At 70.8% G+C, this 6,515-nt stretch carries 7 protein-coding genes; 5 read left to right on the top strand and 2 right to left on the bottom strand.

Translation table 11 applies throughout. The features are described 5' to 3' along the window. Positions 1-364: 364 nt before the first annotated feature. The gene (locus G5C65_RS28710) at positions 365-925 is read right to left on the bottom strand and encodes a GNAT family N-acetyltransferase (protein WP_165301955.1); all 561 of its coding nucleotides are present in this window, start codon (positions 923-925) and stop codon (positions 365-367) included. Beyond that, positions 925-1,932: an NsdA family TPR-like regulatory protein gene (locus tag G5C65_RS28715; RefSeq protein WP_241266121.1), complete on the bottom strand. Its 1,008-nt coding sequence runs from the start codon at positions 1,930-1,932 to the stop codon at positions 925-927. Before G5C65_RS28715 ends, G5C65_RS28710 begins: the two co-directional genes overlap by 1 nt. A gap of 491 nt (positions 1,933-2,423) precedes the next feature. Between G5C65_RS28715 and G5C65_RS28720 the strand changes: the two genes are divergently transcribed. The 5 genes from G5C65_RS28720 to G5C65_RS40515 all read left to right on the top strand — a co-directional run. Further along, the gene (locus G5C65_RS28720; protein ID WP_165301957.1) at positions 2,424-2,666 is read left to right on the top strand and encodes a hypothetical protein; all 243 of its coding nucleotides are present in this window, start codon (positions 2,424-2,426) and stop codon (positions 2,664-2,666) included. Then, positions 2,663-2,944, top strand: a complete 282-nt coding sequence (locus G5C65_RS28725; protein WP_165301958.1) for a hypothetical protein — start codon at positions 2,663-2,665, stop codon at positions 2,942-2,944. The genes G5C65_RS28720 and G5C65_RS28725 overlap by 4 nt, the downstream gene beginning before the upstream one ends. 185 nt (positions 2,945-3,129) lie before the next feature. Further along, positions 3,130-3,261, top strand: a complete 132-nt coding sequence (locus G5C65_RS40220) for a hypothetical protein (RefSeq protein ID WP_277608111.1) — start codon at positions 3,130-3,132, stop codon at positions 3,259-3,261. 29 nt (positions 3,262-3,290) lie between these two features. Next, positions 3,291-4,913: an asparagine synthase-related protein gene (locus G5C65_RS28730; protein ID WP_165301959.1), complete on the top strand. Its 1,623-nt coding sequence runs from the start codon at positions 3,291-3,293 to the stop codon at positions 4,911-4,913. 68 nt (positions 4,914-4,981) lie between these two features. Continuing rightward, the coding region (locus tag G5C65_RS40515) for an ATP-binding cassette domain-containing protein (RefSeq protein WP_165301960.1) at positions 4,982-6,515 on the top strand (1,534 nt) is incomplete at its 3' end.

The following is a 6,515-nucleotide window of genomic DNA, read 5'->3' on the forward strand; positions in this document are numbered from 1 at the left end:
CCAGCCCCGTTTTCACGATCGTGTTGGGCCGGTGTGTGGCCAAGCCGGGGAACGAAAAAGGCCCCCACCCCGGTTTCCCCAGGTGAGGGCCTTGATCATGAAGGGTGAATGACGGGACTCGAACCCGATTTTTGACCGGATTGTGACCTGCGGAAACGTGGGAAACCCGGGCAAATGGATGTCGCTCGATGCCGCTGAATGGCGTTCACTCACCGCTGAGTGCGGGTGTGCGTTCCCGTGGGAACACGCGCCACCGGGACACTGCGCCGTTTCCCGCACCTGGATGACAAAGTCCCTTGCCGCGCGAGACGAGACTCCTGGCGATCGGCATGTGGCGAAAGCAGGCGCCGTACCCCGGGCGCGCTTACCCGTCCGGTGCGTCGAGCTCTCGCACCATCGCGTCGTAGTACGGGGCGTCCTCCCACGGATGGGAGCGGCCGACCCTCCGGTAGCCCCAGGCTGAGTACGCGGCTTGGGCCGGTGCTGCCTCGGGGTCGGTCCGCATGGTGAGGGTGACGCGCTCGGCGCGGAGTCCTTCGAGGAGCCGGGAGTGGAGGCCGGCCGCGATGCCCCGGCGCCGCCAGGACTTGCGGACGGCGAGTTCGATGATCACGAATGTGCGGGTGCCGTCCTCACACGTGAAGTCCTCCGGCAGCGGTTCCTGGACGTTCGCCCACCAGCGGGTGTCGGGGGCGAGGCAGTACCCGTAGGTGAAGCCGACGACCTCCTGGCTATCGCGTGCGAGAACGAGCCGCATGCCGGCCCGCTGGACGTGCACCTGGTAGTGGTCGATGAACTCGGCGATGTCCCGGGGTCCTTCGCAGTACGGCGGCTCGACGTACACCTCCTCGTAGGCGGGGAGGAACGCGTCGAGCTGAGCTGTGGTGGCCACCCCATCGTGCCGCTCGTACGTGATCTCGCCCATCACGCGGCTCCCTTCGCGTGCGCGTACTCGGTCAGCTCATCCGCGGCATGTCGGGCGCTGACCGCGTCCACGTCCGCGAGAAGGCCGACGACCTCGTTCAGGCGGCGGAGTACCCGGCCGGATTCGACTTCGGCCAGGTGGTCGAGGCTGTCCACGGCATGCGCGGCGCCCTCATCGACCTCACCGGCGTTGACCAGGCTGCGGGCGAGGGTCAGCCGGTAGAGCGCGCGATTCCGGCCGTACGTGCGGTCCTGGTGGGCGAGTGCAGCCCGGAGGAACTGCACTGCCCCATGGTGGTGGCCGTTCTCCGTGTAGAGGAGCCCCTGGACGTAGTCGAGTTCCGCCTGCCCGTGGAAGGCCGCCCACGGAGGGGAGGGGCGCCCGCGGTCGGTGTGCTCAACGAGCCGCATGGCCTCTGAGAGTCGTTTGCCCGCGGCCTGCCCGTCGGCCATGAGGGAGAGCGCTCGGGCCTCCCGGGAGGCTATGAGGGACTTGAGAGCGGGCGAGCCGTACTGGGCCGCTCGCTCATGGGCGGCACGGGCGAGGTCGACACCGTCCCGGGGCCGTCCTTCGTGGCTGGCCTGCATGGAGAGGGAAGCCAGGACCAGGATCTCCAGGCTGGCGTCCCGCAGCATCGTCGCCGTTGTCAGCGCCTCGCCCCAGTACCTTCGCGCGTTGTCCTGCTCCTCCGCGTCGTAGCACAACCATGCGCAGTGCTCGGCCGTTTCCCCGGCGACGAGCTGGAGCTGGCGGCCGATCGTCTCCGGGTAGGTGTTGGTGTTGATCACGCGCCGGACGCGGCGGAGGTGCCGAACTGCGAGGGAGTGCACATCGCCTCCGCCATAGGCGTCATCGAGCTGGTAGAGCGAACGAAGACCTTCGCGTAGATCGACGACGTGTGCAGTTCCTACGGCGTTGGAGCGTCCGGTCGGCGTCGTTGGCTGGGTGTGAAGGGGGAGCCCGGCGGCGGCGCCGAAGGAGTCGTAGAGAAACGCACGTCGGTCCACGGTGGTGCCCTTCTCCGTAGGGAGCAGTCCGCTCCCTACGGTCGCACCAGGCGGAGGGCCGGGGAACCCGAGCTCGACCGGGCTTACACCGAACATGGCATGCAGCACACGCCAGGCGCGCGCACGCGGAGCGGGAGGCGCTGGCGTGCGCCAGCGGCGTAGTTGTCGGTCTGTCAGCGTGACCGACTCGCCGAGGACGTCTGCGGTGGCGTCGAAGGCCCGGAGAAAGTCCTCTGGTTTGCCCCACCCGTGCGCCACGCATGCCTGCTCGAACGGCGTCAGATCGACCACGGACACCTCCGGTGATCCTCTCGTATACCGACCGTAGCGGTTCCGCTGGCCGGTGAAAGTCCGCTCGGCGAGAAAAGTCCGGTGGAAGGTCTGGCTGAACGTCCGGTGATGTTCGTCCCTCGGGAGTTGGCTCTGATGCGAGGCAGTCAGTGAGGGGAGACCCGGACGTGAACCCCACACCCATGAAGGAGGGGAGGCCGATGAACGCCGGTCTTGGCCTCGCCCATGAAGACCACCCGTTGCTCGGTCACCGCGTGCGGGACACCGCGCACCAGGTTGTCGGTGTGCTGCGCGCCGTCGCACCCGAGGCGACGACCGAGGCACAGCGCACCCTCACCCCCCAGCCGTCCCGGGGCGCGCCGCCGGTTGCCTGGCTGGCGCCGGAGCGGGGCGGGCGGGAGTGGACGACACCACTTGAGGCCATCCGGGAGGTGGAGCAGTGAGCCGTCACGCCGCTGAGCGCGACCCCATCGACACGCCTGTGTGGCGGCCCCTGGCGCTGCTCGGGCTCGTCGGCGCAGCAGTGCCCGCCGCGCTGATCGTGCATGCGGGTCAGGCCGATGCTGTCGGCCGCACCCTCGCTCCCGCGCGGCCGGCGCTGTGCGTCCCCGACACGGTCTCTGCCGGGGCCGCTATGGAGGTGTGCGAGCACCAGCGCACCGTGCGGGGCGACGACGGCAAGACGTACTGCGCTGACTGTCAGGCGAAGCTGGACCTCTGAGGGGGCTGGTGGGGCCGTCCGCCTCATCTCCCTGTGCCCGCCCGGTTCGCAGTCTGCTTGCCGCCGGACCGTGGCATCCGCTCTCCGTCGTGGAGCGCGGCTTCAGCTTCTGCACCCGGCAGCTCGTCTGCGTCACGTGCCGGGGCGGAGACACCAACACCAGCAACCGAAAGGCAGGAATGCATATGAACGCGAACCCGCCCCAGCCGTGGGAGGCCCTGTTCACCGGGCCACCGCGCACGGTAGTCCCGCTGTTGGCGAGCGATGACAAGCCCGCCGGAAGCGAGGACCAGGGCTACCGGGACGAGAACGACTGATTCACGCACCACTTCGGAGCGCCCGGCTGATGGATGCCGGGCGCTCCGGTCTGCCGGAGGACGCACCGCTGAACCTGCTGGAGGTCCCTGTCGTGATCAAGCTCAGCATCAGTACCGCAGCTCTGTCCGGAACCTGGATCTGGCGCGAACACAGCCTGCACCACGGCGGCAGCCGGATCGAGCCGCTGCGCCACCCCGCGCTGGAGACTGCCACCGTGTCCGACGGCGTCCGCACGCTGCTGTGCGTACGCGAGCGCACGCCCCATGAGCCGACGCCCGCAGCGTGTCTACGCACCGTGAGCCCGCCGGAACTGGATCGTCTGCGGGCGGAGTGCCTCAGCTGGCCGCTGGAACACCTGACTGCCGAGCTCGACCGTCGTCGTCGCACCGTACGCCTTGCGACAGGGGCATGGGGCACACTGCCGCTCCACCTGGTCGCTTCCCGGGAACGCCTTGACGCCTCGTGGCGCCCCACCGACTTGACCGCTCACGTCGCTGCGGGCGCCCTGGATGACCACGAGGTCTGTGCGCTGCTGGCCTACCGCCACCGCTATGGGCATGCGACATGCTGGCGGGACGTCAAACGGCTCACCGAGCGCAGCACGGCCACCTTCAGCGAGCAAGGTCTGCATCTGGCCTATCCGGAGCCCGCCGAACACGGCTTACCCAGGGAGCTGGTGCCCGGAGCGGCCCCGGTCAAGGTCTTCGACGCGCTCCTAGCCGACGCCGTCACCCGCCGTCCCCTGGCAGACCGGTCCGTGGGGGTGCAGCTCTCGGGCGGGATCGACAGCGCCAACATCGCGATGGCGCTCGGTGCCGCCCATCCCGGCCGCGTGTGCGCGGGTGCGCTGCTCATCGGCGGCGGAGCGGGGGAGCAGCAGGCCCGGCGGCGTCAGATGATGATCGCGAACATGCGGCTGGCCGGGGATGTGACGGTGTCGGCGCTGACGCATCTGCCGTTCGCGGCAGACGGGGCCAGGGGCGCCGACCCGCTGTTGGCCGGCCCGGGGGAGGAGCCGTACTTCGAGGCCGCCGATGCTCTGGCTGACACGTTCGCCACCGCTGGGTCGGGGCTGGTGTTCACCGGGTTCGGCGGTGATGAGTTCAGCGCGCCCTCCCCGCGCCCGGCCGTACCGCCGGCCCGACGTCGGCCGGTGCCCGTATGGTGCGGGCCGAAGGTGACGATGGCGCTGGAACACTGGGCCGAGGGGGCGGCTCCGTCCACCGTCGTACCGCGCTCGACGCTGCTGGCCCTGGGGGTCGTCGGGCCGCTGTTGGTGCGCCGGGGCCTGTGGCCGGTCTCTCCCTTCGCCGATCCGCGGGTGGTCCGCTTCGGCGAGTGGCTGCCCGACGACTGGAGGGACGGAAAGAAGCTGTTGCGGGACCGTCTGGCATCGGCAGGGCTGCCGCAGAGTGTGGTGCGCCCCGTCTTGCGGGAGAACTTCCGCCACGTGATGGCCGCCTCCGTCCGCCGTACGTTGGTTCCCCTGTTGCGGGGCTGGGGCGGAGACCTGTATCTGGCGCAGGCCGGGTACGTCGACCCGGACGCTCTTGCCTTGGCCGTCGAACGGGCGGAGCACGCGCCGGAGGAGTACACGCGGCTGTATGCGGTGGTCGCGCTGGAGCACTTCCTGCGAGGCATGGATACATGAGCCGCGTATGGGTGGGGAGTCGGCTCAAGTCGCGGAGGCGGCGCGCGGGTCCCTCCACACTGGGTGAGGTGACCGATACCCCGTCCGCTCCGCCTCCGACCCCCGGGCCGCCCCCGGCGATGACGCTGCGCTCCGATCCCCGGTACGCCGAGATCGCCTCGGCTCGCCTGGGATGCATGGCCGCGCAGCTGCCGCGCACCCTCGCCCGTGCCGCGCGGCTGGGCTGGGCCGCTGACCGGGCTGCGCTGCTGCGGATGCTGACCGCGCAAGTCCTCGTTGCCGTCGCCTCCGCTGTCGCACTGTCCGCGACCGCCCGCGCCTTCACCCACCTCCTGCGCGAAGGCGCCGACCTTGCGGTCCGTATCCAGGCTGCGCTGCCCGCCCTGATCGTCGTCGCCACTGCGACGGCTGTCCGGGCGTGGGCCGACAACGACGCCCAGTCCACCGCTGCCCGCCTCGCCCCGAAGGTCGTACGCGCCGCGGACACGGCCACCCTGGCCGCGACGACCCGCGCCGAATTCGCGGCCTACGACGTCCCCGGCTTCGAGACCGGCCTGGAAGCCTCCGATAAGGGCGCCGCCGCCACCCAGGACCTCATCACCGACAGCCAGGCCCTCACCTCCGCCCTCGCCCAACTCGCCGCCGCAACAGCCGTCGTCACCACCCTGCACCCACTCCTGCTGCCGCTGCTGCTGTGCGCCGTGACCCCCCGTGGCCTGGCCGCCGTCTCCGCCGCCCGCATCGAGCACCAGGCTGCCTACCGCACGCTGTCGGACGAGCGCCTGCGCAGCGTGCTGCGCTCCTACGCCACCGACCGCAAGCACGCCGCCGAGGTCCGCGCCTCCACGATGGCCGCTTTCCTCCTCCGCCAATACGGGCAGGTCTCCGACCGCATCGAGACCGAAACCTCCCGAGCGGTACGCCAGTCCAGCCGCGTCCGTCTCCTGGGAGCCGCGGGCAGTGGCCTCGGCCTCGCCCTGGCCTGGGCCGCCCTGGCCGCCCTCGCCGCGACCGGCCACGTGGACCTGGCCATCGCCGGGACCGCCGTCATCGCGCTGCGCACCAGCACCGCGGCGCTCTCCAGCCTCGTGACCATCGCGGCACGCCTGTTCCGCACCAGCCTCTACCTCCAGGACTGGCAAGCTTTCCTCGACCAGGCCCGCCGCTACGAGGCCCGGCGCGGCGGGCAGCCCGTACCGCCCGATGGGCCGGAGAGGATCCGGGTCAGCGAGGTGTCCTTCACCTATCCGGGAGCCGACCGGCCCGCTCTCGACGGCGTCAGCCTCGACCTGCACCGAGGCGAGACCGTGGCGCTCGTCGGGGAGAACGGCTCCGGCAAGACCACCCTGGCCACCCTGCTGACCGGCCTGCTCCTCCCCACCAGCGGCTCCATCGCCTGGGACGGTATCGACCTCGCCCGAGCCGACCCCGACAGCCTGTGGGCCTGCGTCGGCATGGTCCCCCAGACCTTCACCCGCTGGCCCATGGCCGCCCGCGAGAACATCACCCTCGGCCAGCCCCGCTCCCACGACGACGACCTCATCCACGCCGCCGCCCGCGCCGCAGGAGCCGACACCACCCTCGCCTCCCTCCCCACCGGGC

Origin of the sequence: Streptomyces boncukensis, from assembly GCF_011045075.1 — a bacterium.
GTDB lineage: Bacteria > Actinomycetota > Actinomycetes > Streptomycetales > Streptomycetaceae > Streptomyces > Streptomyces boncukensis.